We start from the raw sequence: 25,496 nt of genomic DNA on the forward strand, positions 1-25,496 counted from the left end.
CATGGGCTGCTTCTTTATATTAATAGTAGAAAAAAAATCAGCGGGGGCTTTTCTCCTGCCCCGGCCTTGCCGGCACCGTTGCCGTTTCCCGGAATTTCACCGGGGATACGCCATAGTTGGCTCGGAATACCCGGTGAAAATAGGAGTAGCTGGCGAAGCCGCAGGTTTCCGCGATTTCCTCCAGCGTCATCGTGCTGTATTTGATGCGCTCGACGGCTGCGTTCAGCCTGATCTCGAGAGCGTACTGGATCATGGTTTTTCCGTAATACTCCTTGAACAGTTTGACCGCCCGGGATAAGCTAAGCCCGACATGGGAAGCAGCCTCCTCCAGCTTGAAGGTTAGGGTGGCATGCTCCTCCACGAATCGCTTCAGCCGCAGGGCAGTGAAGGCAAGGCGATCGGTAGGCTTGATCTCGGTAATGGCGCGGTCCAGGCAGAGGCAGAGACTGCGCAGCAGGTAGTCGGTCAATTCCCCGATTTCCCCTTCAAGGCCGCGCCGCTTCTCCAGCAGCATCTGTCTCCACAATCCCAGCAAATAATCGTCGAGCCCGACGTGACTGACGACAGGGCGGGGGATGCGGTTCCACCAATCATCAATCCAGGAGCCGTCGCAGAATATAAAATAATCCCCGCTGGACACGCGGCCATCCTCGCCGTCTTCCTTCACCCGCAGCTCGTATTCATCTCCGGGCTTCAGCAGCAGCAGGTCGCCTGCCTGCACATGGTGCTCGATGCCGTTGCAGTAGATCTCGCAGGAGCCCTCGGTTTGGAGTCGGAACAGATAGGTCGTCAAGCCGCCCCGATGGCTGTTGCTGAATTGCTGAAAGTGATAGGAATAGTCGCAGATGAGCAGCCTAGCTTCCATAATGGTAACAACCCCCAGTAAAAATATAAGCAGATAGTTCATGTTGCAGCAATATTGTTTATGTTCATTTTAGCCTATTTGCATGTATGATAGTAGCAGATAGAGCAGTAACTCATTTTTGGAATCGAGGTGCGCTATAATGAGAAGAATGAACATTGGTTTGCAAATGTATACGCTGCGCGATGAAACGGCACAGGATTTCCGCGGTACGCTACGCAAAGTTGCTGAATTGGGTTATGAAGGCGTGGAGTTCGCAGGTTATGGAGACATTCCGGCCGAGGAAATGAAAACGCTTCTTCAAGAGCTTGGCCTGAAAGCGATCGGCAGTCACGTGGGCCTGCATCTGCTTCGAGCAGACCTGCAGAAGGAAATTGATTACCTGAAAACCATTGGCGCTAAATATATGATGTGTCCATACGTGGCCGAAGAAGATCGTAAAGATGCCGAGGATTGGAAGAACCTCTTCTCCTTCCTGGAGGAAGTAGGTGCCGAAGCCCGCAAGCAGGGACTGATCTTTGGATACCATAACCATGCATTTGAATTCGAAGCCGAGGTTGATGGCCAGTTCGTTTTTGATGCGATGTATTCCGCAACGACGCCGGAAGCCGTGCAAGTGGAGATGGACGTATGCTGGGTACAATTCGCCGGACAAGATCCGCTCACTTACATTCCGAAATACGCCGGACGTCTTCCGCTGCTTCACCTGAAAGACTTCAGCAAGGATGCGGAAGGCAATATGAAGACGCTGGAGCTGAGCCAAGGCTCGGTTAATCTGCCGGGCGTCATTCAGGCTGCATCCGATGCAGGCACGGAATGGCTGATCGTGGAGCAGGACGTATGTCAGAATCCGCCGCTGCAAAGCGTGGAGAACAGCATGAACTGGCTGAAGCAGAACTACCTGAACCAATTTTAATCTATAAGCAAAAAAGGAGACTTTCAATGAGCAAAATTAAAGTGGCAGTGTTTGGCTGCGGCGCGATCGCCCAGCGCAGACATATTCCTGAATACGCGAACAATGCTAACGTGGAGCTGGTTGCTTTTGCCGATCCGGTGAAGGAACGCGCCGAAGAGATGGCAGCCCAGTATGGCGGTAAAGCCTACGCAGACTACCAAGAACTGTTGAAGAACGAGAAGCTGGACGCCGTTAGCGTATGTACGCCGAACTATCTGCATGCTCCGATGAGCATCGCGGCTGCGAATGCCGGCCTTCATGTGCTGGTGGAGAAGCCGATGGCCACGACGGCTGAAGAAGGAGAGCAAATGATCGAGGCCGCCCGCAAGAACGGGGTGTACCTGATGGTAGGCCACAATCAACGCCTCATGCCACCGCACGTAAAAGCGAAGGAGATTCTGGATTCCGGCAAGCTCGGCAAAGTGCTTACCTTCCGTACTTCCTTCGGCCACGGCGGTCCGGAGAGCTGGAGCCTGGATGGACGCGACAGCTGGTTCTTCCGCAAGGAAGAAGCGATTATGGGCGCCATGGGCGATCTCGGCGTGCACAAATCCGACTTTATCCGTTACCTGCTGAACGATGAGATCGTGGAAGTGGCAGGTTTTATCGGAACGGTCCATAAAGAAGGAACCGATGTGGACGACAACGCGACGTGCATCGTTCGCATGAAGAGCGGGGCCGTGGGCACGCTGATGGCAAGCTGGACGCATTACAGATCCGGCGATAACGGAACGGTATTGTGGTGCGAGAAAGGTGCCATGAAGATCGGTACCGTTAACGGCGACGAGGTGGTTGTAGAGCTGACAGACGGTACGGTGGAGACCTACAAGGTAGGCGCCATGGCAACCAATGAGAAGCAGGTTCCGAGCGGCGTCATCGACGCGTTCGTCGAATCCATTCTCACGAACACGCCGCCTAGCATTTCCGGTGAGGAAGGACTTCGTTCCTTGAACGTAATCCTGGGTGCATTCGAATCCCAAGAGACCGGTAAAATCGTGAAGCTGTAATAAATGAGAGTAGAGGGAGGCCGTATGCGTACGGCTTCCTTTTGTTTGTACTGCAAATCAAAGCAAGGCATAGCTTAGGAATGCACAAAAACTATTAAAAGACCGCTCTGCCATCTTCATGGAGAGCGGCCTTTTTAATATGGATTTTACTTGGGCATACGCGTTGTCCGATACATCCCATCCACCTTGATGCTATCACCGTCCTCCGCGACGGGAATGAAGATCGGCCGTTCATCCGGCGTGCGGTTCGGGGTATGCACCGTCAGCATCAGCTGGCCGTTCCAGGTACGGAACACCATGCCGTGCCCGCCGTCGCTGGAATATAAGGGTTCGGGCTCTTGAAGCCAGGGACCCGTCAGCTTGCCGGTTGGCGACTTGGCAACGCCGAGCGCGTATCGGCCATCCACAAAGCTGGCCCATAATAGGAGCAGACTCCCCGATGTTGTCCGAAACAGAGACGGGCCGTCCGTCACATAATTGCCCGATCCGGGAAAGCGGGGCGAGTGGAACGGCGTGGCCCAAGCGGCTTCGGAGGCTCGGAACAGGGTCACGGGCTCCGAGGCGGCCTCCGTGAGATCGGGACTCAGGCGCATGGCGCAAATCTCGCCGTCGCCGACCTGCTGCCACTCGCGGCAGAACACCATCCACGGCTGATCCCTTTCGTCGATATAGAGCGTGCCGTCCAGGGAACTCCAGTCGACAGGGGTCACGGGCCCAACGCTATGAAGGGAGAAGGGCCCTGTCGGCTGCTCAGCCGACAGCACCGCAGTGCCCAGCAGATCGTTATCTTTTCGGCGGAAGGTGGCAAACATGATGTAACGCCCATGGTAATAGTAGACTTCGGGCGCCCAGAAGTTCACGTCCGCGAAGAAATCGTCCGGTTTGCGAAAGACCGGATAAGGGCCTTCCCAATCGATTAGATCCCGGCTGATATAGACATCGAAGCCTTTTCCTTCCTTCCATATATTTTTGTCGGTGCTGCCGTACATGTAGTATATTCGCTGTGTCGGGTCAGGCAGTACGTAGGGGTCCCGAAGCTGAATGTCTGCAGTTTTCACGCGTAAGCGTTCACCTCCTTCAATTAACGATAGGCAGGATAGATGATGCCGATATCCCTCTCCGTCTTCAAATCTCCGTCTGAATACTGCTGCATTTCATTGCCTTTGATCCGGATCGGAATGGATGTGCCTTGATAGCGGAGCTCGCCTTCAATGGTTCGCGCGCTCATGCCGATCACGCCCTCCAATTGTCCGCTGCGGTCCGTGACCAGCCGAATCCCGGCGGGGCCTTGAATATGAACGCGGCCTTCCCGGTATACGGTGACGTTGTCCGGGGTATTCACCAATTCGTAGTGCAGCCCGTTCACGGCTCGGCTATAGGCCGTGTTGCCGGCGACTTCTTCGCCATGGTCCATATCGACCGGAAGCAATCCCGTAAACCACAGCCGATCCGATCCGATCGGCATGATGCCGCAGAGCCGTTCCACGTAATCCAGCAGGCACAGAATGGAAGGGGAATACGCCTCGGTAAAGCCCTCTTCACCTGTCCAAGGGCTCAAGGTTTGCGGGAAGCGCTTCGCCTTGGACAAGGCGGACAGAATCGGCTGCAGCACCCAGGTCAGCTCGACATAGCGGTGGTGATGTTCAAAGGCATGCGGCGCCCGGATCAAGCTTAAGAAATTGGACGGCCCGCCCCAGCTGTTGTAAGCGGAGGAAGGATCGAAGCGCGGATCGTCCATTGCGATGGACGTAAACGGGTATTTGGCGAAGAATTTGCCGGTATTCAGCAAATACCGCCGCAGCATGTTGCCAAACAGCTCGGCATCGCCCACCTCGCAGGCCATCACGCGCAGCAGCACGTCGGATTGGACCCGGACCAGCTCGTCGTTCCGATCCCGGTCATAGAAGAATTGATCCTTCTCGTCATAACAGCAACGGAAGAGGCTGTCCAGGCTGGCTTCGGCTTTGGCCCTCCAATCGGCTCCGGATTCGCCGAGCTCTTCGGCCATGCGGGCCAAATACATGCGCTGACAGTAGATGTTGGCCGTCAAATCCGGTGCCAGGAAGGGCAGAACCGGGGAGTCCGGGTGGAAGGCTGCGGCATCGTTCCGATAGGGCGTGTCCGGAACATGCCAGAACCTTGGCGACAGATCATGCCCGGTATCAAAGGTACTGAAAGCCTCCACGCAGCCGGTCCCCCGGGTGTTGCGGTAACGCGCGATCCAATCGTCGTAACGCGACATGGCTTGGTACATGGTCTTCAGGAAGGAGAGGTCCCTTCCATGAAGCTCATAGTGGTTCCAGACGCAGCGCGCCAGGGGCGTGACGAGCTGGATCTGGCGGAACGAAGGGCCGTTCTCCGTCAGTTTATAAGGGAGCAGCCCATCCTCTCTTTGCTGATCGGCAAAGGCGAGGTAGGTTGTTTCCGAGACCGAGGGAATCAGTCGCGATAGCAGCTCCGCATTGATGGTACCGGTGCTCTCCAGCCAGCAGCCGAGATAGATACCGCCCTCCTGCAGAATCGGATCGCTGCCGTTCATCGGCACGATGCAGGTCAGCAGCTTCTCCAGCGCGGTATAATAAGCCGTTTCGAGCCGTCCGCCCGATGCCGCGAATCGGACGCCTGTCGCCTGCCACTCCTGCAGCAGCTTCCGGTCTTCCGGTTTGACCGGCTGCACCCGATCCGGTATCGAAATCCGGCGCAGCCGGTCCAGCATAGCTTCTGTCATGTCCGCCTCCTTGAAAGCTTGTTATTGATTCGATTCAAATATGCGCACGGTGCCGTTGTAGAAGTCCGCAACGGCCTGCTCGACGTTTTTCCGGCCGAAACCGATTTCCTGGGTCGTCGTCTGGGCCAGCTTGGAGAACTCGGCGAATCCCGGCGGATTATAACTCACGTCAAAAGGCTCGGTCTTCGTGGCTTCCGATACGAGGCTTGTATAATTGTACACAATCTCTTCCACAGGACCCGCTTCCTCCTGGAGAAGGTTGCGGTTGGCTTCCGTCACCGGCACGCCGCGGTCGTTGCCGAGGATTTTGGCCGCTTCGGGATCGTTGATCCAGAAGTCCATGAGCGTGGCGACTTCCTTCGGATGCTTGGTGTTGGCATATCCGGATAGTCCTTGGCTGGACTCGAATACCACGCCCGTACCCTTCGGACCTCTAGGTACCGGATGGAGGATGAGCGGATTTTCCGTCAGGCTCTGGAATGCGGCCAGCTGATTGGAAGGGAGGAGGCTCATGGCGGCTTTACCCGTAATCAACAAGGATTTGCTGGTATCATCGTGCGGATTGGACACCTGAAGTTCAGGCGTAACGACACCGCCGGCCTTCGAAGCCTGTTCCCAATACTCGAACCATTCCTGAATGTCTTCCTTCGCGAAGCCGAGCTTTCCGTTCTCCATATCATACAGCTGTTTTCCGCGCTGCTTCAGAAAGATATCCATTCCGTCGACGGTGAAATTATAGGTACCGTATACGCCGTCGCCAAGCTTATCGGACAATTCTTTGCTGATGGCGGCAAAGTCCTCCCAATCCCAATCCTGCTCCGGCAGAGGAATGCCTGCCTTTTCGAACAGTGCCTTGTTGATGACGATTCCCCGGGCGTTTGCGCCGGCCGAAATATGCTGCAGCTTCCCATCCAGGCGGCCGTATTCCACCATGGTGGCATCCATGCCGTCCAGCTTCAGTTCGCTGCCGACATACGGATCCAGGTTCAGCAGCACATCTTTTTTGGCATAGTCCACGACGTTTCCGCCCAGGAAGAAGATATCCGGCGCGGTGCCGGAAGCGAGCTGGGTGTTCAGCTTATCGAAATATCCGGAGGAAGGCGAGAATTCGCCGACGATTTTGATGTTCGGATGTTTGTTCTGGAACACCTTCAGGGCTTCGTTCGTAATATCGGCCCGTTTCTGGTCGCCCCACCACATCATGCGCAGCTCGACTTGGCCGCTCGGCTCGGCCCCTGCGTCCGCCTTCCCGCCTTCTCCGGTGTGATCCGTTCCGGAACAGGCGGTGACGAATAATAGGAGCGAAGCCAACATGCCAACGAAACATTTCTTCAACATGGATAATCCCCCAGTCTAATCATAATTGGTTCATTTGCAGCACGCCCTCGCACGTCGGCAGGCAGCTTCTGAGGCTACTTCAGGCCGGTTGTGGCAATGCCTTCGAGAAAATACCGTTGAAACACCAGAAAAATGATCGTCACAGGCAGCAGCGACAGCGTGGACATGGCGAGCAGCGCCCCCCAATCCGATTGCCCCGAAGGATCGAACAGGGATCGGATCCCCAGCTGTACGGTGAACAAATCAATCTTGCTTAAATAAATCATCTGGCTGAAGAAGTCGTCCCAACTCCAGATGAAGGTGAAGATGGCCGTCGTAATCAGCGCAGGGACGAGAAGCGGCACCACGATGCGGAAGAAGATCTGCGATTGTCCGCAGCCGTCGATGGTCGCGCTCTCGTCCAGCTCCCGCGGAATGCCGCGGATGAACTGAACCATCAGCAGAATGAAGAAAGAGTCATGCGCCAGCCATTTGGGCAGGATGAGCGGGAAATACGTATTGATCCAATGAAGCTCGTTATACAGAATGTATTGAGGCACGAGCGTTACGTGGTAAGGCAGCATAATCGTCACCAGCATGATGCTGAACCACAGGCCTTTGAATTTGAACTTCAATCGGGAGAAGGCGTAGGCTGCCAGGGAACAGGAGACGATGTTCCCGATGACGCTCATGACCGAGATCAGCACGGAGTTGCCGAAGAATCGGCCGAAGGAAATGCCCTGAAGCCCGCTCCAGCCGTTCACGTAATGATCCAGCGTGAAGGCAGTCGGAATGAGGCTGCTGTTGGTGAAGATAAGATGATTCGGTTTAAACGAGCTGAAGACGAGCCACAGCACCGGATACAGCATGAGCAGGCCGAGGAGGATAATGGCGGCATGCCTCCCGGCTTGAACCAGTTGTCGCTTAAGCGGCATATCCATTACCTCCCTTCCTGGTTATCCCCGTAGAAGACCCAGAATTTTGATGTAAGAAAAACGATCCCGGTGAACACCCCGATGATGACCAGCATGATCCATGCCAGTGCCGAGGCATAACCCATATCGAAGAACGAGAAGCCTTTCAGATACAGGTACAAGGTGTAGAACATCGTGGCGTCGAGCGGTCCTCCCCGCCCGTCTCCGATGACGTAGGCCGGCGTGAAGGCTTGGAACGAATTGATCATGCTCATGATCAGATTGAAAAAGATAACGGGTGACAGCATCGGCAGCGTGATGCCGAAGAATTGACGGATCTTTCCGGCACCGTCTACGCCGGATGCTTCATATAAATCAGTCGGAATCTGTTTCAGACCGGCAAGGAAGATGACCATGGCCGATCCGAACTGCCAGACGGACAGCGTGATAATCGTATACACCACATAGTCGGGGTGGGCGATCCACGAGGGGCCCGTGATGCCGAACCAGCCGAGGAACTGATTGACCAGCCCCCTGCCGTCAAAGATTTGGCGCCAGACGATGGCAATGGCAACGCTGCCTCCCAATAGAGAGGGGATGTAATAAACGGTCCGGTAAATGCCGAGTCCGCGGATGCCCTTGTTCAAGGCCATGGCGATCAGCAGCGCGAACGCAAGTCTCAGCGGCACGGACAAGAACACATAGTAGAACGTTAGCCACAAGGATCGTTGAAACGTATCGTCTTCGGTAAAAATCTGGACATAGTTGCTGAGTCCCGTCCAAGTCGGCGATGACAGCAGGTTGAATTTGGTCATGGACAAGTACAGCGATGCGATCATCGGCCCCAGCGTCAGACAGAAGAAGCCGATGAGCCAAGGCAGAAGAAACAAGTAGGCTGTCTTATTCTGCTGGCCGTATAAGGGCTTGGACAGCTTTCTCATAATGTGCCTCCCTTCAGGATGAATGAGCATGGGCGGTTACCTGACGGCCTGAAGCGCTTACAATCGGTATGTCGGTGCGCCCGGTAAACACATCTTACCGGGGGAGGAGAGAGGGCGGAATCTCATTTCTTCGGATCATCGTGTTCGATTTTTTCGGATTGCGACAGTCGGAACTCGGAAGGGCTTTGATTGAACATTTTTTTGAATTTGGAGCTGAAATAGCCGGGTGAAGAGAAACCCGTCAGCTCGGCTATGTCCCATACCGTCAATCGGGTCTCCTGCAGCAGGCGTACGGCGTGTTTCATCCGAACCTCCGTAACGTACTGGATGAACGAGACCCCAGCCCCTTCCTTGAACATTTCCGAGAAGTAGGTAGGGTGGTAGTTATACTGCTCGGCCAGCGAGGTCAGCGATAATTCCTGCATGTAATTTTCCTCGATATACCGCTTGGCGGATTCAATCAGGGTAGCGTCTCCGTCTCCGGATTCTGTGAGGTTGTCAACAAAATCCTGTGCCCACTGCATCAGCAGGCGTTCCGACTGCTCCGGGGTCTCCAGCCATAACACCCATTCGGGTGAAATCCATAGAGGCCCCGCTCCCCGTGAATGCCGTATGTTGTCGAAAGCGGCGGATTCCATAATCAGCGTGATTTGAAAAAGGCTCCGTACCAAGCGGGCAGGCGATAGCCGGAATGACTCGCCCAGCTCCCTCCGGATGATGCTGCGGAAGGATTCCAATTCGCCCCGGATCAGGCAGCGATGAAGCGCGCGGCTTGTTTCGTCCGGCAGCAACGGACTTTGGTCGGTTACGGGTGCCTGATCCGGTCCGTTCTGGCGTCCTGCCAGATTCCAGGCCAGGAGGGAGTGGATATAACCCTCTTTCCAGCGCTCAAGCCCCGACACGGGCAGCCCTAATCCTACCTGCACCTCCACGGTTAAATACGAGGATGCCTGCGCGACGAGTTTATCCGCGAATGCATGTTGAATGCCGTCAAGCGCAATGAAATGCATGATACCGGGATGAGCTGCGTCATGAAACACTTGAACGCCGCCCGGATAAGATTCGGCGATTTCATGGCAGACCATTTCAAACGGAAGGCGGAGCTGCTCGGGCGCTCGGCCTTCGGGTGCTTTCTGCATGCCGGATTCCCTCATGCCCGCGGTGATGAAGCATACGCGGCCATCCTGCCAATCCTCCAGGTGAAACAGTCGAATCCGTTCCGTCATGGAGGCGGGGGGCAGGCGGTCGCCGCGCACGAGATCCAGCAGGAAGCGTTCCTTCATTTCTTTGTAATATTGGGATAGCCGCCACTGCATCATTTCCGAATCGTCCCGTACCTTGCGGTTCTTATCCAATTCGTGTTTGATTTTGCTTAAGGCGGATTTCAGGTCGTCCCGGGCAACGGGCTTCAGCAAGTAGTCCATGGCCTGGCTGCGGACGCCCGCTCTGGCGTATTGAAAATCCTCGTATCCTGTAATAATGATGATCTGGATGGTCGGATTGTGGCTCCGGCAAACGTCCAGCAGCTGGACGCCGTCCATGACAGGCATGTTCATGTCGGTAATGAGCAGGTCATACGAATGGGATTTCAAGAGCTCTTCAGCTTCCAGGCCGTTCCCGGCCTCCCCCGAAATGGCAAAGCCCATGCTTTCCCAGTCGACTTTCAACTTCAGCCCTTCGCGAACCTCGATCTCGTCATCTGCGATCAATACGTTGTACATGATATTCCTCCTGTACCGGTAGAATCAGTTCGATGCATGTGCCGGCTTCGCTCCCGTTCCGAATATGAACGGCAAATAAGTCGCCGTAATGCAAGCGGCAGCGAGCAATCACGTTGCCGAGTCCAATGTGCCAGCTCTCGCTTCGGAGGATCGGCTCCAATTGGGAGGCCGCCGCGGGATCCTGGAGCTTGCGGATGATCTCGGAGGGCATGCCGGGACCGTTATCCGCGACGCGGAGAAACAGGCGGTTGTCCTGCCTGCTGATTTGGATGTCGACCTGTGCCGTGGTTTGATGCTGAAAGCTGTATTTGACCGCATTCTCGATCAGCGGCTGCAGAATGAACTTGATCATCACCAGCGAATCCAGCCGGCCTTCCTCGTGGATGGAGATGTCGAGTTTATGCCCGAAGCGGGTTTGCAGAATGGAGATATAGTGGCGGACATAAGCCAGTTCTTCGGTTAAGGGGACCCGGTCGTCGCTGGTATTCATGGAGAAGCGCATCATTTTGCCCAGGTCCTCGATCACCTGCACGGTATCGTCCGTCCGGCGCTGCATGGCAAGACTGCTCACCAGCTCCAGGGTGTTAAACATGAAGTGGGGATTGATCTGCATGAGCAGCGCTTTATATTCCGCCTGCTGGCGGAGCAGCTTCAGCTCGAATTCGTTCTGGATATGCTGCCGCAGGCGGCTGATCATATAGCGGAAGGTGGAGATGACGTAACTGACCTCGCTCTTAACGTTTTTGTCAGGAGGCAGAACGGACTCGGCCTGGTCGAAGGCTCCGCGCTGCACCTGCCTCATCGCCAGCACCAGACGAGTTAAAGGCTTGGTGACGCCATAGGAGAGCCATGCGGCGGCAAACAGGGAGACCAGGATCAGAACGACGGTAACCAACAGAATGGTACTCTGAAGCTTGTGAAGAGAGGAGTACAGCTCCTTCTCCGGCGCCAGGCCGGCCAGCATCCAGCCGGTGCGCCCCAGTTTCTTGTAAACCAGAATGTCCCGCTGCCCCTCATCGTTGGTCAGATAGACGACGCCCGATTTCAGCGGGCCGTTTCGAATGCGATCGATCTCCGATAGAGCTCCGGCACCGAGTTCATGCGCCTGCTGAGATAGAATCGGGCTTCCTTGCTCATTCAGCAGAAAAATCGTGCTGTTCTTGGCCAAATGGATCCGGCTGAGCGGCTCCAGAAAATAAGACTCGCTGACGTTAACCTTCATCACGTTTTGCGCCGTGGCATGATGGAAGGTCCCGATGGGCATCAGCAGGCTGACGACGGGATTGCCGTGATCCCGGACGCGTTCATGCTGGTCCGTATGCGCTGGCAGCCAGCGGTCTCCGGACGCGAAGAAGTTCGTGTACCATGATTCCCGCAAAAAGGCAGGGTCGGTTTCGACTTGGTTCTCGCCGCCGATTCGAAGCCCGCTGCGCCGGTAGATGGATACGTCGGAGATACTGGTGTAGCTGTTGGTCGCTTGGGTCAGAAATCGGCTCATCGCAAGATTGGCCAGCATTTTCTCCCCTTCGGGCAGCAGCGGATCGCCGATGGCGTTATCCCAGTTCTTGGCCGTGTCACTGTTAAAGACCAGGGAAGCGACGTCATAAATCTGCATCTGGACCATATCCACGTAGGAACCGTATTCCTCCATCTTTTCAAGGGCCGAGGATTCGATGTAGGAGCGGATCACGGTGCGCGATTCCGTAAACAGCAGGAAGGAGAGCGTGCCGAAAGAGAGGACGAAGAGTGCGACGATAAAGGCGATCAAACGGCTTTTTAATGAGAAGAACATCCATTTCCTCCTTTGCGAAAAGCGGATTTCTAGGCGGTCTGCGACATGTGAAAAAAGGCTGCGCAAAATACGCAGCCTTTGAAGGAAAAATGCTTGGAGCAGCCGTGTACGGCTTAGAAACGAACCAAATTACCGATTCGTACAGGCATGCCGGTGGCGATGGCGCGGTTGGCTGCAATTCCTGTCAGTATGGATCTCGCCCCATCGATATGGTTGGCCGCGCGGGCATAAGGATCTTCCACCGGTTCCCCGAACAGATCATTCAGCAGCACCGGGTCGCCTCCGCCATGTCCGCCCTGCTGCTCCTCGACGTGAACCTCGTACGGGGCATCGAACATCGGAAGCACCCGCAGCGTTTTCCCGATTAACGCGCCTTCCAGGCTCTTGTCGCCCAGTGAATTGACGTAGGATTGTTCGACGATGTTCATCTCGATCCGGCCTTTGGTGCCGTTGATGGCGATGCGATAGCCTTCCCACGGCTGATAAGCGACCAGCGAATACGTTAATATGGCCTTATTCTGATATCGCACGAGGACGCCCATCGTATCCTCAATGTTGATGCCGTCCCCGAATACGCTTTGATCCCGCTGGTAGCCGTCCTCCGGCTCGGCATCCAGGTACATGGCTTTGAGATGCGCATCGGAATCCAGATGGAGCGCGAAAGGGTCCTCCTTGGCAACTGGGTTGCCGGTGGCGCGATTGTAAAACTGCGTAACGCCCCGTGCTTCGGCATTCTCTCTACCATAATACATGAGATCGCCGAATGCGAAAACGGTTTCAGGATGGGAACCGATCCAGAAGTTGACCAGGTCGAAGTGATGGGTGGACTTATGAACGAGCAACCCGCCGCTGTTCCGCTTGTCCCGATGCCAGCGCCGGAAGTAATCCGCGCCGTGGCGGGTATTCAGCAGCCATTCGAAATGCACCGAGGTCACCTGGCCGATGGTATCATTCATGATCAATTCCCGTACCTTGGTATGGTGGGGGGCGTAACGGTAGTTGAAGGTGACCCTGATGTTCTGTCCGGTCCGCTTGGCGGCATCCAGGATGGCCTGGCATTTTTCCTCGTCGATCGTCATCGGCTTCTCGGTCACGACATCGCATCCAAGCTCCATCGCGCGGATAATATACTTGTGATGGGTCCGGTCGATGCTGGTCACGATCACGTAGTCGGGCTTCTCGTTCTCGATCATCCGGTCGAATTGGTCCGCCGGGTAGGTAGGCACCTCGGCGTATTTATATTTTTCCCGCAGCAGCTGATTCGCGTAATTCATGCGGGTTTGATTGATATCGCAAAAGGCAGCAAGCTCGGATTTGTCGCGGAAGTTTTGGGCCAGGGCGCCATAAAAAAATTCGGCGCGGCCGCCGGTACCGACCAATACATAACGTTTCTTGTCACTCATCTCTATCGCCTCCTTGAATATAGCTCTAGCCTATAACAAGGGAGCATTGCTTTCGCCGCATTTCATGCGTAATCGCTTTCAAATACCGCATATTTTGCTATAATCCAAGAAAAGGGGGCAGCCCGCATGACCAAGCCTTTTCGAGCAGATTATCATGATCCCACCGGATATTTGAGCATGGAGTATGACCGCCGCATTGGCTATTTCTCGATGTCGGCCGACCATCTCCACGATCATTATGAGCTGTATTACCTGTTATCGGGCGAGCGGATCTACTTCATCAAGGATCGCTCCTACAGGGTTCGGGCCGGTGATCTTGTCTTCGTGGACCGGAATGCCGTTCATAAGACGCTGGACAGCGGCCGGCCCGACCATGATCGCCTTGTCCTCTATATAAACCCGGAATTGTTTGCGGATTTGGCCGTACCGCCTGAGCTGGCCGAAGGGTTGAAGGAGCCGTTCGGTTGGGATGTTCCCATTCTAAGGCTTCCTTCGCCAGCGAGTGAAGCGGTGGAGCGAATGGTCGGCGACATGGTGAATGAGATGATCCATCCTCAAGCGGGAAGCAGCTGGCTGCTTCGGCACCGAACGGTCGAATTGCTGCTCTTCGCCTACCGCAGCCGGCATTTGGGCATGGTTCGTTCGGCCGATACGGAGCCGGTCCTTCATCCGAAGACCCAGGCGGTCGTCCGGTATCTTAACGACAACTACCGGCAGGCCTTAACGCTGCCCGAGGTAGCGGAGGCGTTCCGGATCAGCCCGCACTATCTCAGCCGGCTGTTCAAGCAGACGACGGGATTTACCTTCAGCGATTATCTCAACCTGCTTCGGGTCAAGGAAGCGCAGCGTCTCCTGCGGGAGAGCGATGATTCCATCACGGATATCGCCTGGCGATCGGGCTTCAGCAACTTCTCCCATTTCGGGAAGATGTTCAAGCGGACGGTTCAGCTGTCTCCGAGGGCATACCGGCAGCAGTATCGAATGCGAAGCTAGAGGAATATGGCTGTGTCTTCTTTCTGGTTCACTAGAAAAAGCTGAAATAAAATAGATAGTCTCTATTTTATTTCAGCGAGGATGTGAGGGGATTTGTAATTGAACTTGAAGAGAAAATGGATCGACTTAACATAACTAATGACGGATTAAGCTTACTCGGAAAGACGAAAAAGAGATTGCTGCTTAGGTTCGTCTTGATCGAGAGTTTAGATGGTCTTCTTGTAATAAATAATCTAATAGAATATCAAGATAATGTTTTATATACTCTGTTAATTCAATTCGCTCATATTGCAATTCACGTATAGAGACGATCACTTTTCCAAAGTCGTAAGATTAATGTAAACCTTCGAGTCAGTTCCTCATTACTTTCTACAGTATCCGCCATTTTTTTCGTCTTTTTATTCAATACTTTCACAAAAAATATGCATTATATTTATTATATGGAACTATTACCCTTTTATAGAAAAAAATATATCATATTTTATGAGTTATTGTTACCATCCAATAAAAATAAGGAGTGATCAAATGTCTTTGGTGAAAAAGTTTTTCATTAAGAGGGGAAGTGCTGTCTTAGCAACAATCTTAGCACTAGTTTTATTGGTATCCGCTCCCCTTAAAGTAGGAGCTAGTGGATCTGCCGGGTTATTCGCCCAATTTTACCCAGGTAATTATAAAATTGATGTTATTCAACTACACAATGGATGGGCAGGTCCATGGAATGAAACACAGAACATACTTCATACAAACATTCACGTATGGGAAAAAGATTCTCGTGGAAACTACTCAATACATAAAGCCAATCTTCATATCTCAGCGAGAACTAATCTAGCTGGAAGCATTTGTTGGTATGTTCATGACACTGTAAATAATACCTCTAAGACGAACTGCCACCCCCTACTTGCCATAACTGAAGCCAAAGAAGCTATGCAGGAAGAAGTTAAGGCGCAACTGAATAAAGCAACAAATTGGGAAGTTGCTGTAACTGTTGGTGTAGTTGTAGCAATAGTTGTAATCGCTTGGGCTACATGGCCTGCAAGTGCTATAGCTTTGGTTGCTGCTGCTAGATCAGCGGGAGATCAACCGGAAGGAAATAGTGAGCAACCACCTATCGATACTGGATCAGATGAACTTTCTGCTCCTCCTAATGAGAAGGCACAAGAACCAGACGAATCTAAAAAAGCTCCAGGAGTTCCGGTTGAATCTGAAACGGTTCCAGGGATACCACCAAACGAAGATATTCCTGAAAATGAATGACAGTATATAATGATAAATAGAATGTTAGTTGTCAGAAATGAGGTGAGTTCAAAGAATTGTACACACATATACTGAGTAGCAAACTTGAAACAGAACAAAGAAAAGATCTGGTAAAAAAAATTATTTTGTTTTTTTGCAAAGAATGTAAGTATCTTAAGATAAGATGTTGGGCACAAGATGATGCTGACGCCCCCTTTCTGAAAAAACAAACGGTTCAAAGGACTTTTGGTGATGACGGCCTACTTGAATTACGTGTACCTATTGATAAGGAAGTTGTGGATTTCTTCAATCATTATGAGATGAGTGAAACTGAAAGCTATATCCTACCGTTCTTCCATCTTGAATTTCTAGATGAACAAAAGAATGTACAATTATATTGTGGCGATTCTGGAAGTGATGTTCTATTTGATGAAGCTACCTTCAATGCCCCACAGTTATTCGATCTAATAAGTGAAGAACACTTCAATAAATTAAATTGATTCTGATTAACAATAAGACGGACTGCTTCTTATCAGAGTTCGTCTTATTGTTTTTTTGTACTACCTTGAGACACCTTGAATAACCTGCCTTCAACTTTCTACTTGCCTGATCCTGTTCCAACAATTATATTCGAGAATCAGTTATTATGGGGCCTTCGGTCGCATGCGGGAGCACGACAATCAATCCACCCTATGTGAGACGGGGGTAATAGAGGCCGTAGCCCTAGTCGCTAATAAAATCACCACGTCCATCGAGTTGAATCAGCCCGTGAATGTGGTGCTTTTTGGTGTGCATATGGTATCTTGGAAGTGAACGAAAACGCCATGTTTGATAGATTCGTTGAGAGGATCGACAGTCATAATGAAAACAAAAATACAAGAGCTGCCGCTGTCGCCGGGCGTATATCTCATGAGAGATTCGCGTGGAACGGTCATTTACGTTGGCAAATCCAAAAGTCTCAAGAAGAGAGTACAATCGTATTTTTACAACAATAAATCGCACTCCCCAAAAGTGAAGAGGCTGGTTCAGCATGTCAAAGACCTCGAGCATATCGTCACCGACACGGAGTTTGAGGCGTTCATGCTGGAATGCAGGCTTATTCAGGACATAAAGCCGATGTATAACCGCAAGATGAAAAATCCGCTAGGTTATAGTTATATCGTATTGCGGCAAAAGCGAGATTGGCGATGGCTGGAAATTACAGATACACTGGATGAAGGCACACACGAACCGTCTCGTTTTTTCGGTCCCTATACAGCCAGCAGACATAGTCTTGAACATGCAGTTCAGAAGGTTAAGGAATGCTGTAAAATCGCCTGCAATTATGCACCTGCTGCTTCTTCGGCAAATACTCCCTGCTTGAATTATTCGATTGGCCTCTGTCTTGGCAAGTGTCTTGGCGGCGAAAGCGCGCGGCAATTTGATGAAGTCATGGATCGATTCATTGCTCTGCTTCAAGGGGACGACCGACGTTTATATGATGAAATGGAGCGAACCATGCTGGGCGCCGCAGAGCGTTTCGATTTTGAGCAGGCTGCAAAATACAGGGACGGCATGGAGGCGGTGAACTTGCTCTTAAGTAAACGGGATATGATCGAGTTTGCCGAAGAGAATCACAGCATCGTTGTCTACGAGTATTTAAACGAAGATACGATCAAGTTATTTCTGATTAAGGGGAACGTTGTGCTGCACAGCGAGCGATGCTCTGTGGCTACCACGGCGGACATTGAATCGTTGAGGCAGAGGGTCAAAGCCTTGATTCTCAGCTATTTCACGAGGGATCCGGAAAGCGATGCTGCCGAGGTTACCCGGCAAGACATCGATGCTGCACAAATCATCTACAGCTATTTGCAGAGCAGCGCCTGCCGCTATCTTGTTCTTCAGGATTCATGGCTCGAAGACGGGGGGGGAGCCTGATATGGAGGCTGCGCTGCGGGATTTTTTGAATCATCATGTTGTGTCATTTTAATTTGAGCATGAGCCGGGCTGCAGCAGCCCGGTTTTTATCGTCCATAAATCTCCAATCTTATTTTTGAGAAGACGTTATCCCGCTGGGCGGAGATTGTATCATAGGTAAGCTATCAGCAACACATCGATGATGATTAAGGTTTATTGAAAAATCGCCCCATCGGCATCTCTCTCGTAAAAGTGATCCATCCATACTTATATTTCACTTCAATCTGCGTGATGGGCTGATTGTTATAAAGACGGATGCCGTAATTAAGCGGAATCCGCGAACCTTGATCGAGGGCGGCTCTCTTCTCGTCCGGCATGAGCTCGGGCTTTAACGGCACCTCCCGAATATCGACGAATTCGATATCGGGATCTTCATCAAGGCCCTCGCCGCCGACCAGATGAAGGGAATAACTGACGCCCAGCTCGGCCTTGGCGGGCTTCATGCCATTATTCACCCGCACGTCCAGCAGCTTCACATCGGCGAATCCCTTATTCATCACTTCGAAGATCATGGTATTTTCATCCGCAGAGGACGTAAATCCACCCACCTTGATGGGCGTGGGGCGAAGGAACAGCAGGTATAGAAGGATGGACGAGAGGAGCAGCCCCAGGCCCCAATACCCGAGCCGGCGGAGATGTTTGGATTTAGGTTTCATGGCAGAGCAATCTTCCTTCTCTTATTAAATAGACAGCTTTACAACGGATTTGCCTGCCTCAATATCCGCTTTCATCGCTAACAGATATTTCCGGGTGCGTTCATCCATCTCATTCCAATTTACGAATTTGGCGAAGTAGACATAGGAGTAGATATTACGAAAGTCGATGAACAACGGGATCCGCTGGATCCATTCCTCGCTCAGCGTATTCTCTTGAAGATAGCCGGATAAGAACGAGTCGAAGAATCGGGCCACAAACTCGGCTTTCCGGTTTTCCGAAACCGTCTGAACCGCATGATAGATGGCGATGGCGATATCGTAGGCGAACCAATGGTACGAGACATCTCCGAAATCGAAAAAGATGATCTCCCCGTTATGTACATGAAAGTTGTGATGGTGGAGGTCATTGTGGACGATGCCGTAGCCTTCCTCATCCTGCGGGAGGGACTCCAATTCCTTAAGATACTGCGTCCACTGCCTATGGACTCTTTCACCTGCAGCCTCCGGGAACGCATCGGTAAAAATCACATGATCATTCCACTGGGGAAACGCCATTCGATGCACGAGTGAGGAAGCGGTGGCGTCCTTTTTGCCGAGCTTATGCATACGGCCCATCCCGCGTCCCCACTGCTTGATTATCGCAAAATCCGATGTTACATCCGTTAACGGGCTGCCGGGAGCCTTCGTAAAGGCAATGACATGGTATCGCTTGGATTCATGGGTTACCTCTTCAATAAGAAGATCCTGAGCAGATCGAATGGACACCGCCATGTTCAGACCCTGCTCGGCGAGATAGGCCATCCACGTCAGCTCGCGAATGATCGAGGCTTTGCGGTATTTGGACGCGTCCAGGAATTTCATAATGAAGCGTCGTCCGTCTTCACCGTTGTATTCAAATACATTCTGATCGAATCCCCCAAGTAACTTCAGTGAATAAGAACCTCGGCCGAATCGTTCGGCCCCTTGATCCAAAACAGCCTGTTCCATGGAAAGTCCCCTTTATCGTATTCTCGATATGATGCTCATGCTTACATACCGGAAGGTTACTGTACTCACTACCAACTACAGTCTAACGAAGATGGCGGGTGGTTGCAAAAAATGGGAGGGCATACGAAAAAGGGCGCTCCCTTAGGAGCACCCTTACATTTCTTTATCAACCTTCGAATTTCCGCGCCAGCTCACGGAAATTCAGCTCCTTCGTGCTGGACAGCACGATATCCGCATGCGGGAAATGCGCGGCGTTGCCGATCGCGACGGCGAACATGCCGGCGCCCTTGATGGCGTCAACGCCGGATGCGGCATCCTCCACGCCGATGCAGTCGGCAGGCTCTACGCCAAGCTCTGCGGCAGCGGTGAGGAATATTTCCGGGTCCGGTTTATTGTTCTTCAGCTTGGTTACGTCGACGATCACGTCGAACTGGTCCATGACCCCAAGCCGTGTAAGCACGGCGATGGCGTTTTTGCTGGCGGACGCGATGCCGGTCTTCAGGCCGGCCGACCGGATGTCTGAGACAAACTCCGTAATCCCTGGCAGCAGGTCGGCTGGCGTGATCGTTTCGATCAGCTCGACGTACCGCTTATTTTTGCGGTCAGCCAGCTGTACCAGCTCTTCATCGGAATAGTTTACAGGCGTCTCCGCCTGGCTTAACAGGAGCTTCAGGGAATCCATGCGGGATACCCCTTTGAGATTCTCGTTGAATTCTCTCGTGAAGGGAATGCCCAGCTCGGTTGCCGTGGCTTTCCATGCCTGATAATGATACTCCGCGGTATCGGTAATGACGCCGTCCAAGTCAAAGATGACAGCCTTCAGCTTGCGTGTTTCATTCATATCTTATAGCTCCTTTTTGAGATATCAGAAAGTATAAGCCCGAAACGGGGACTTCCGGATATCGCAAGAAAAATGACGGTTTATCGCGGTCTGTTATCATAGAAAACTTGTCGAAAAATTTGACGATCGATCGTTTTCCTCGCAAACCGGGAGTGATGCCCTACGCTTAGGAAAAGCAAGCATCTAATGCCTAAACATCGTTATCTGCTCTGCAGCGCATGTTTCACAGGTTTCCCGGCTTCAAGCGTTACGGCCTCGTCGTACAGCTTGATCTCGATGGATTCGCCTTCGACGATCTCCAAGGTCACGCCGTCCTTCTCGATGTTTACGCCGATGAGACGGCCGCGGAAGTTCAAGCGGAACGCATACTTCTCCCAGTCCTTCGGAATGGCCGGGGAGAGGGAAAGCCCGCTTTCCTTCAGACGCATGCCGGCAAAGCCGTAGACGATCGACATCCAGGTACCGCCCATGTTGGCCATGTGCAGGCCGTCCTTCGTATTGCCGTGCGTATTGTCCAGGTCGAGGCGTGCCGTCTCGATGAAATACTCATACGCTTTGTCCATATTGCCGATCTTTGAGGCCATGATGCTGAAGATGCAGGAAGACAGCGACGAATCATGCGTCGTGATGCCTTCATAGTAATCATACGAACGCTGGATCGTTTCCAAGCTTTGCTCGTCTTCCAGCAGGAAGTGGGCGAGCACCGTATCGGCTTGTTTGCACACCTGATAACGGTAAATGGTGAGCGGGTGATAGTTCAGCAGCAGCGGATATTTGTCCTCCGGCGTGTTCTCGAAATCCCATACCGCTTTGCGAAGGAACGTATCGTCCTGCGGGTTAATGCCGAGTGCTTCATCATACGGGAGCAGCATGGCGTCCGCCGCCTTCGCCCAAGCGGAAATTTCATTCGCGGTTACGCCAAGCCGGCCGCACAGGGATTTGAAGCCTTGCGCATCGTAGGATTCCAGAATGGCGCAGCTTTTGGCGGCCCATTTCAGGTTATGCTTTGCCATGACGTTCGTGTAATAGTTGTTGTTCACGCAGCAGGTATACTCATCCGGCCCCGTCACCTCATCGATATGGAAAGCGCCGTTATAATAGTGGCCGATGTCGGCCCACAGGCGGGCGGTTTCGATCAGCACCTCTGCCCCGTAGGACAAGAGGAAATCCCGGTCCTGCTCGGCGAGATAATACTGAATATAGCTGTAGGCGATATCTGCGCTGATATGGTATTGCGCCGTTCCCGAAGGGAAGAAGGAGGAGCATTCCGTTCCGGAGATCGTGCGCCACGGGAACAGCGCCCCTTGCCGGTGTCCCATTTCCCGCGCTCTGTCTCTCGCCTGCTCCAGCGTGGAATAACGATACAGCAGCAGCTGGCGCGCAATGTCCGGCTGCGTCATCAGAAATACCGGGAACATGTAAATCTCCGTGTCCCAGAAATAATGGCCTTCATAACCTTCGCCGCTCAGTCCTTTGGCGGAAATGTTGCTGTGCTTGTCCCGTCCGGCGGATTGCAGCAGCTGGAATAGATTGAAGCGGATGCCTTCCTGGAGCTGGTCATCGTTCTGAATCACGACATCGGCCGATTTCCAGTAGTCGTTCAGATACTCGCCCTGCTCGGCAAGCAACTCCTCGAACGAAGTATCCTTCAACTCCTCCTGCAGCTGAATGCCGCGCTCGATCATCTCTTGCCCGTGACGAAGACTGTCGGTATACAAATTGTATTTCGTAAAGTGGATCGGTCCGGTCAATGGAAGGACAGCCGTGAACGTAACCTCTCCGGTTCCGGCTTCGAGCTGAATGTCCGCATCGGCATTCAAGCGATGACGGGTCACGCAAGCGGTACGCAGCTTGGACGCCATCGTCTCGTCTACGACATAGGCATCGCTGCCCTTGACGCCGGCATCGATGACGGTCATCCGTTCCGCATGCCCTGCGCCTACCCGGGGATCGTTGGCATTGGTGTAGTTCTTCACTTTGCCGTTCACGGTGGAAACGATGCGAACCTGGCCGTTGAAATTGACCGGCTCCATCCGAACGTCGATGGCGAACAGCTCCCGGTGCGAGAAGGACACCAGACGGCGGAAGGTCAGCTTGATCTCTTTGCCCTCGGGCGATTTCCACTGCACGATTCGTTCGGAGTACCCCTTGTCCATATGCAAGCGGCGTTCATGGGCAGTGATCGTTCCGTGATCCAGGCGGAAAGGTTCTTCCTCGTCGCCTAAATAGATCAGGACCGTTTGGGCATCAATATTGTTAACGAGCTTTTGCTGTGTATCGGGAAAGGCGAAGAGCTTCTCGCCGTAAGGGATTTCAATCACGTCGTGGAAAGCGTTCAGGTAGGTGCCGCGAATGGTGGACAGGCGCTCTCCGTAGCCTTCTTCGAAGTTGCCGCGCACACCCAGGTAACCGTTGCCGAGTGCAAAAATACTTTCCATATTCAGCAGGGCTTGCTGCGACAAATCAGGATTTGATATATTCCAGGTCATGGTCTACACTTCCTTCCTAGCATGGTTATGCTTGAATTTTAGAGCCAATCGGAGTTATGTTATACTAAAATATCAAGGTTTTTATCAATATTTTTAGGTGGTGGGGAAATAATGAAAGAGCCTTCACGTTCTGGAAACCAACCCTTTTACCTTTCTTCCCGGATGCATTATTTGCGCGAGAATTTTATCCATCCCCCGTTCGACTATGAGCACGAGCTGCTGGAAGCGATCCGCTTCGGCGATGAGAATAGAGCCATGGACATGCTGCGCAAAATTAACGAGCTGGAAGCGGCCGTGCTGGCGACGTATCCGCTTCGGTCGAAGAAGAATGCCTTGATTGCATCCTGCACCTTATTTACCCGGGCCATTATCAAAGGCGGCGTGGATCCCGAGATCGCCTTTCATTTAAGCGACACGCTGATCCTCGAGATCGAGCGAATGAGCGATGTGGAGCGGCTGGTTCATTTTGAATATGAGATGCTGGTGCAGTTTGTGTCGATGATCCGCTCCGAGAAGGAAGACGTGTCTTTCTCTCACATTGTGAACCTGGCGATCTATTACATCCGGGAGCATATTTTCGAGGAGCTGACCCTGCAGAGGGTCGCGGCATATTTGAAGGTCCACCCGAGCTACCTGTCCGATCGTTTCAAGCGGGAGACGGGCGAAGCCATAACCACCTTTATTAATCGGCGGAAGATTGAGGAATCCAAGCATTTACTGGCCAATACGAACCAGTCGATATCCGAAATCGCGTTTACGTTCAAGTTCTGCAGCCAGAGTTATTATACGCAATTATTCAAGAATTTTACGGGAATGACGCCGAGAAAATTTCGGATAAGCGGCACGGCGCGGTAAAGGACGATCCTATCGAACAACGAGAAAAGAGAGACGCGGCCCATGAAGAAACTAAAGCAGAAAATGCTTCACTTAAGTTTGGAGAAGAAACTGATCGCGGCGTTCTCCGCCTTCATTATCGTTCCCCTTCTTCTGATCGGCGGGATCGTATCCTGGGTCTACGTGGAGAATAACCGGAGCACGATGATTGATGCCGCCGTGGAAAACAACAAACAAATCATTAAGAATATCGATACCTCCCTGCAGCCGCTGCTCCGGCTGTCCATGTTCCCGATCCAGGACTCCACGGTGTATCCCATTATGCGGAAGGATTACGGCAAGGTGACGTATCCATTGCTGGAGCGGGGACAGGATTTCGATAAAGTGAACGGCTTGATCCAGAGCGGGATCATGCTGTATTCGGACTTGATTGACTCCGTGGTTATCTACCACGAGAACAGCCGGTCCATCATCGGCCGAAGCAACCGGGAATATATGAACTTCGCTTATTTCAAAGAGCAGTTTACCCGCGAGCCTTTTGTCCGGAAGATCAGGGAAGCATATGGCGGCTTTGTCCCGGTAGGGATTCATCAGGAGCGACTGCTGTCAACGAAGGGAATTCCGGTCGTGTCAGTGGGCAGGGCCATCTTGGATCCATACACGAAGGAGGATCTCGGGTTTATCCTGTTTAATATTTCGGTGGATAAACTCAAGACGCTGTGGAGCGAGTCGGCATTTTCCGAGAATACGAATTTTTACTTGATCGACGAAACCGATCATATCGTGCACAGCGTTCACCCCGAGGAAATTGGACTGGCGGCGTCCGAGGTATTGGGAAGCGACTTTCAATATAACGCGGACGGCCAGGTCAACACGCAGATCAGTCGGGATACCTACATGATTTCTTCTTCCTCTTCCATGGCGAATTGGAAGGCGGTCACGGTCATCCCGAAGAAGGATCTGTTCTCCATCGTGTACCTGATGGTGGCTATTCTGATCGGTGCGTTGATCCTGCTGCTCGTGCTGTCCATCCTGATTTCGGCCCGGATCGCCACCACGATCATGAAGCCGCTGGCGGTGCTGAACAGCAAAATGAAGCTTGTCTCCCAAGGTCAGCTTGACGTAAGCTTTGATACGAAGCAGCACGGCGAAATCGGGGTGATTAGTCATACCGTGGACCAGATGCTGCACGAAATTCGCGATTTAATCGAGCGGATTTACGTGGAGGAAGAGGAGAAGCGGAACCTGGAGATGAATGCGCTGCAATCGCAGATTCGTCCGCATTTTATCTACAACACGCTGAACGTGATCAAGTGGATGGCCAAGATTCAGGGGGCAACGGGCATTGAAGAAGCGCTGCAGGCTTTCTCTTCGGTTATCAAGTTTACGGTGAAGAAGGAAGGCGACTACGTAACCATTGCCGAGGAAGTCGAATTCATGGAGAACTATACGAAAATTCTCGATTTCCGCTATTTTAATAAATTTGATGTCACGTATGAGGTGGATCCGGCCGTAATGAATCATAGGACCTTGAAGTTTCTGCTTCAGCCCCTTGTGGAGAACGCGGTTTTCCATGGCTTTGAAGGCATCGATTACAAGGGCAGCCTTGTCATATCGATTTATGAGGAATCGGATGCGCTGATCATGAAGGTATGCGATAACGGACGAGGTTTTCCGGAGGGCGGACAGGCGAAGGTGGAGCAGGACGGTCCGCAGGATACCTTCAACTCGATCGGACTGAACAATATACGGAACCGGATATCCCTTCATTTCGGGCCCGAGTACGGCCTGTGTATCCAAAGGGGAGAACAGGGCGGAACGGTCGCATGGCTTCGGGTTCCGATCATCACAGAAGAAGCAGGGTGAT

General features: G+C 52.5%; 21 protein-coding genes. 8 read left to right on the forward strand and 13 right to left on the reverse strand.

Annotation, left to right across the window (positions count from 1 at the left end; all coding sequences use genetic code 11):
• Positions 1-37: 37 nt before the first annotated feature.
• On the reverse strand, positions 38-865 hold the full coding sequence (locus tag AC3RCL_RS02335) for a helix-turn-helix domain-containing protein (protein ID WP_071222296.1): 828 nt from the start codon (positions 863-865) through the stop codon (positions 38-40).
• Positions 866-1,004: 139 nt separating this feature from the next.
• Between AC3RCL_RS02335 and AC3RCL_RS02340 the strand changes: the two genes are divergently transcribed.
• Together AC3RCL_RS02340 and AC3RCL_RS02345 are read left to right on the forward strand one after the other, a co-directional pair.
• Positions 1,005-1,778, forward strand: a complete 774-nt coding sequence (locus AC3RCL_RS02340; protein ID WP_012818676.1) for a sugar phosphate isomerase/epimerase family protein — start codon at positions 1,005-1,007, stop codon at positions 1,776-1,778.
• Positions 1,779-1,804: 26 nt separating this feature from the next.
• The gene (locus AC3RCL_RS02345; RefSeq protein ID WP_012818677.1) at positions 1,805-2,824 is read left to right on the forward strand and encodes a Gfo/Idh/MocA family protein; all 1,020 of its coding nucleotides are present in this window, start codon (positions 1,805-1,807) and stop codon (positions 2,822-2,824) included.
• 146 nt (positions 2,825-2,970) lie between these two features.
• On the opposite strand, the gene AC3RCL_RS02350 is transcribed toward AC3RCL_RS02345, so the two are convergent.
• From AC3RCL_RS02350 to AC3RCL_RS02385, 8 genes are all read right to left on the reverse strand, one after another.
• On the reverse strand, positions 2,971-3,882 hold the full coding sequence (locus AC3RCL_RS02350) for a glycoside hydrolase family 43 protein (RefSeq protein ID WP_492534480.1): 912 nt from the start codon (positions 3,880-3,882) through the stop codon (positions 2,971-2,973).
• Positions 3,883-3,905: 23 nt separating this feature from the next.
• Positions 3,906-5,552: an MGH1-like glycoside hydrolase domain-containing protein gene (locus tag AC3RCL_RS02355; RefSeq protein WP_492534481.1), complete on the reverse strand. Its 1,647-nt coding sequence runs from the start codon at positions 5,550-5,552 to the stop codon at positions 3,906-3,908.
• 21 nt (positions 5,553-5,573) lie between these two features.
• Positions 5,574-6,890: an ABC transporter substrate-binding protein gene (locus tag AC3RCL_RS02360; protein ID WP_492534483.1), complete on the reverse strand. Its 1,317-nt coding sequence runs from the start codon at positions 6,888-6,890 to the stop codon at positions 5,574-5,576.
• 74 nt (positions 6,891-6,964) lie between these two features.
• The gene (locus AC3RCL_RS02365) at positions 6,965-7,804 is read right to left on the reverse strand and encodes a carbohydrate ABC transporter permease (RefSeq protein WP_012818681.1); all 840 of its coding nucleotides are present in this window, start codon (positions 7,802-7,804) and stop codon (positions 6,965-6,967) included.
• Positions 7,805-7,809: 5 nt separating this feature from the next.
• The gene (locus AC3RCL_RS02370; RefSeq protein WP_492534484.1) at positions 7,810-8,724 is read right to left on the reverse strand and encodes a carbohydrate ABC transporter permease; all 915 of its coding nucleotides are present in this window, start codon (positions 8,722-8,724) and stop codon (positions 7,810-7,812) included.
• 122 nt (positions 8,725-8,846) lie between these two features.
• Positions 8,847-10,445, reverse strand: coding sequence for a response regulator (locus tag AC3RCL_RS02375; protein ID WP_492534485.1), 1,599 nt, complete (start codon positions 10,443-10,445; stop codon positions 8,847-8,849).
• Positions 10,420-12,237, reverse strand: a complete 1,818-nt coding sequence (locus tag AC3RCL_RS02380) for a cache domain-containing sensor histidine kinase (protein ID WP_251500624.1) — start codon at positions 12,235-12,237, stop codon at positions 10,420-10,422. Before AC3RCL_RS02380 ends, AC3RCL_RS02375 begins: the two co-directional genes overlap by 26 nt.
• A 113-nt stretch (positions 12,238-12,350) precedes the next feature.
• Positions 12,351-13,640, reverse strand: coding sequence for a Gfo/Idh/MocA family oxidoreductase (locus tag AC3RCL_RS02385; RefSeq protein WP_251500627.1), 1,290 nt, complete (start codon positions 13,638-13,640; stop codon positions 12,351-12,353).
• A gap of 126 nt (positions 13,641-13,766) precedes the next feature.
• Between AC3RCL_RS02385 and AC3RCL_RS02390 the strand changes: the two genes are divergently transcribed.
• The 4 genes from AC3RCL_RS02390 to AC3RCL_RS02405 all read left to right on the forward strand — a co-directional run bounded on the left by AC3RCL_RS02390 (position 13,767) and on the right by AC3RCL_RS02405 (position 17,783).
• A complete protein-coding gene (locus AC3RCL_RS02390) occupies positions 13,767-14,633 on the forward strand; it encodes an AraC family transcriptional regulator (RefSeq protein WP_009595482.1) in 867 nt (288 codons plus the stop codon).
• A 525-nt stretch (positions 14,634-15,158) separates the two neighbouring features.
• Positions 15,159-15,887, forward strand: coding sequence for a hypothetical protein (locus AC3RCL_RS02395; protein ID WP_012818685.1), 729 nt, complete (start codon positions 15,159-15,161; stop codon positions 15,885-15,887).
• A 56-nt stretch (positions 15,888-15,943) separates the two neighbouring features.
• On the forward strand, positions 15,944-16,366 hold the full coding sequence (locus AC3RCL_RS02400) for a hypothetical protein (RefSeq protein WP_036664739.1): 423 nt from the start codon (positions 15,944-15,946) through the stop codon (positions 16,364-16,366).
• 361 nt (positions 16,367-16,727) lie between these two features.
• On the forward strand, positions 16,728-17,783 hold the full coding sequence (locus AC3RCL_RS02405; protein ID WP_492534486.1) for a GIY-YIG nuclease family protein: 1,056 nt from the start codon (positions 16,728-16,730) through the stop codon (positions 17,781-17,783).
• Positions 17,784-17,968: 185 nt separating this feature from the next.
• On the opposite strand, the gene AC3RCL_RS02410 is transcribed toward AC3RCL_RS02405, so the two are convergent.
• From AC3RCL_RS02410 to AC3RCL_RS02425, 4 genes are all read right to left on the reverse strand, one after another.
• Positions 17,969-18,478, reverse strand: coding sequence for a hypothetical protein (locus AC3RCL_RS02410; RefSeq protein ID WP_213580052.1), 510 nt, complete (start codon positions 18,476-18,478; stop codon positions 17,969-17,971).
• Positions 18,479-18,502: 24 nt separating this feature from the next.
• Positions 18,503-19,465 carry a phosphotransferase enzyme family protein gene (locus AC3RCL_RS02415; RefSeq protein ID WP_492534487.1) on the reverse strand — a complete coding sequence of 321 codons (963 nt, stop codon included), beginning with the start codon at positions 19,463-19,465 and terminating at the stop codon, positions 18,503-18,505.
• Between the two features lie 166 nt (positions 19,466-19,631).
• Positions 19,632-20,306 carry a beta-phosphoglucomutase gene (gene pgmB / locus AC3RCL_RS02420; protein WP_492534488.1) on the reverse strand — a complete coding sequence of 225 codons (675 nt, stop codon included), beginning with the start codon at positions 20,304-20,306 and terminating at the stop codon, positions 19,632-19,634.
• 200 nt (positions 20,307-20,506) lie between these two features.
• Positions 20,507-22,795 (reverse strand): glycoside hydrolase family 65 protein, encoded by a 2,289-nt coding sequence (locus AC3RCL_RS02425; protein ID WP_492534489.1) that lies wholly within the window; start codon positions 22,793-22,795, stop codon positions 20,507-20,509.
• Between the two features lie 111 nt (positions 22,796-22,906).
• On the opposite strand from AC3RCL_RS02425, the gene AC3RCL_RS02430 reads away from it, so the two are divergent.
• Together AC3RCL_RS02430 and AC3RCL_RS02435 are read left to right on the forward strand one after the other, a co-directional pair.
• Entirely contained in the window at positions 22,907-23,650 is a 744-nt protein-coding gene (locus AC3RCL_RS02430) for a helix-turn-helix domain-containing protein (protein WP_119850306.1), read from the forward strand.
• A 42-nt stretch (positions 23,651-23,692) separates the two neighbouring features.
• Positions 23,693-25,495 carry a sensor histidine kinase gene (locus tag AC3RCL_RS02435; protein ID WP_492534490.1) on the forward strand — a complete coding sequence of 601 codons (1,803 nt, stop codon included), beginning with the start codon at positions 23,693-23,695 and terminating at the stop codon, positions 25,493-25,495.
• The last annotated feature ends 1 nt before the right edge of the window (position 25,496 follow it).

This window comes from Paenibacillus sp. MT86, from assembly GCF_058792535.1.

Excerpts from the sequence above, each read along its gene's own strand:
- AC3RCL_RS02395 (WP_012818685.1), top strand. The coding sequence starts at position 15,159 with ATGTCTTTGGTGAAAAAGTTTTTCATTAAGAGGGGAAGTGCTGTCTTA.
- AC3RCL_RS02365 (WP_012818681.1), bottom strand. The coding sequence starts at position 7,804 with ATGCCGCTTAAGCGACAACTGGTTCAAGCCGGGAGGCATGCCGCCATT.
- AC3RCL_RS02430 (WP_119850306.1), top strand. The coding sequence starts at position 22,907 with ATGAAAGAGCCTTCACGTTCTGGAAACCAACCCTTTTACCTTTCTTCC.
- AC3RCL_RS02355 (WP_492534481.1), bottom strand. The coding sequence starts at position 5,552 with ATGACAGAAGCTATGCTGGACCGGCTGCGCCGGATTTCGATACCGGAT.
- AC3RCL_RS02345 (WP_012818677.1), top strand. The coding sequence starts at position 1,805 with ATGAGCAAAATTAAAGTGGCAGTGTTTGGCTGCGGCGCGATCGCCCAG.
- AC3RCL_RS02410 (WP_213580052.1), bottom strand. The coding sequence starts at position 18,478 with ATGAAACCTAAATCCAAACATCTCCGCCGGCTCGGGTATTGGGGCCTG.
- AC3RCL_RS02380 (WP_251500624.1), bottom strand. The coding sequence starts at position 12,237 with ATGTTCTTCTCATTAAAAAGCCGTTTGATCGCCTTTATCGTCGCACTC.
- AC3RCL_RS02340 (WP_012818676.1), top strand. The coding sequence starts at position 1,005 with ATGAGAAGAATGAACATTGGTTTGCAAATGTATACGCTGCGCGATGAA.
- AC3RCL_RS02405 (WP_492534486.1), top strand. The coding sequence starts at position 16,728 with ATGAAAACAAAAATACAAGAGCTGCCGCTGTCGCCGGGCGTATATCTC.
- AC3RCL_RS02360 (WP_492534483.1), bottom strand. The coding sequence starts at position 6,890 with ATGTTGAAGAAATGTTTCGTTGGCATGTTGGCTTCGCTCCTATTATTC.
- AC3RCL_RS02425 (WP_492534489.1), bottom strand. The coding sequence starts at position 22,795 with ATGACCTGGAATATATCAAATCCTGATTTGTCGCAGCAAGCCCTGCTG.
- AC3RCL_RS02415 (WP_492534487.1), bottom strand. The coding sequence starts at position 19,465 with ATGGAACAGGCTGTTTTGGATCAAGGGGCCGAACGATTCGGCCGAGGT.
- AC3RCL_RS02370 (WP_492534484.1), bottom strand. The coding sequence starts at position 8,724 with ATGAGAAAGCTGTCCAAGCCCTTATACGGCCAGCAGAATAAGACAGCC.
- AC3RCL_RS02385 (WP_251500627.1), bottom strand. The coding sequence starts at position 13,640 with ATGAGTGACAAGAAACGTTATGTATTGGTCGGTACCGGCGGCCGCGCC.
- AC3RCL_RS02375 (WP_492534485.1), bottom strand. The coding sequence starts at position 10,445 with ATGTACAACGTATTGATCGCAGATGACGAGATCGAGGTTCGCGAAGGG.
- AC3RCL_RS02435 (WP_492534490.1), top strand. The coding sequence starts at position 23,693 with ATGAAGAAACTAAAGCAGAAAATGCTTCACTTAAGTTTGGAGAAGAAA.
- AC3RCL_RS02335 (WP_071222296.1), bottom strand. The coding sequence starts at position 865 with ATGGAAGCTAGGCTGCTCATCTGCGACTATTCCTATCACTTTCAGCAA.
- pgmB (WP_492534488.1), bottom strand. The coding sequence starts at position 20,306 with ATGAATGAAACACGCAAGCTGAAGGCTGTCATCTTTGACTTGGACGGC.
- AC3RCL_RS02390 (WP_009595482.1), top strand. The coding sequence starts at position 13,767 with ATGACCAAGCCTTTTCGAGCAGATTATCATGATCCCACCGGATATTTG.